Origin of the sequence: Shigella sp. FC1967 (genome assembly GCF_001743005.1) — a bacterium.
In the GTDB taxonomy this organism is placed as follows: Bacteria; Pseudomonadota; Gammaproteobacteria; order Enterobacterales; family Enterobacteriaceae; genus Proteus.
This window is the reverse complement of the sequence record NZ_MIIZ01000192.1, coordinates 1-272: the sequence shown is the minus strand read 5'-3', so window position 1 is coordinate 272 and position 272 is coordinate 1. Positions and strand designations below refer to the sequence as shown.

Annotated in this window: 1 protein-coding gene and 1 pseudogene; both read left to right on the top strand. The window is 36.0% G+C overall.

All coding sequences use genetic code 11. The features are described from left to right. The first annotated feature begins 2 nt into the window (after positions 1–2). Positions 3–143, top strand: coding sequence for a RepB family plasmid replication initiator protein (locus BHE89_RS26795; protein WP_353615093.1), 141 nt, complete (start codon positions 3–5; stop codon positions 141–143). A gap of 1 nt (position 144) precedes the next feature. Continuing rightward, a pseudogene (locus tag BHE89_RS26790) lies at positions 145–272 on the top strand (replication initiation protein); the annotation flags it as partial.

Here is a 272-nt window from a genome sequence, read left to right as displayed (position 1 = left end):
CGTTGATTGAAGCTAGTTACAAACTAACTTTACAGGAACAGCGCTTGCTATTGATGTGTATTGGAAAGCTAAACCCTCGGGATAAAACTCCTCAAAAAAACATTCAAAATTACATCTGGCGATTTTTATCTAGCCTTTCCTGATATGGGAAAAAGTAATGCAGAACGACATTTAAAAGAAGCCATAGATAAGCTCGCTGAACGTTGGATATATATACAAAACAATAATGAAAGACGACGTATTCGCTGGATCCAAGAAGAAGCAGAATATTT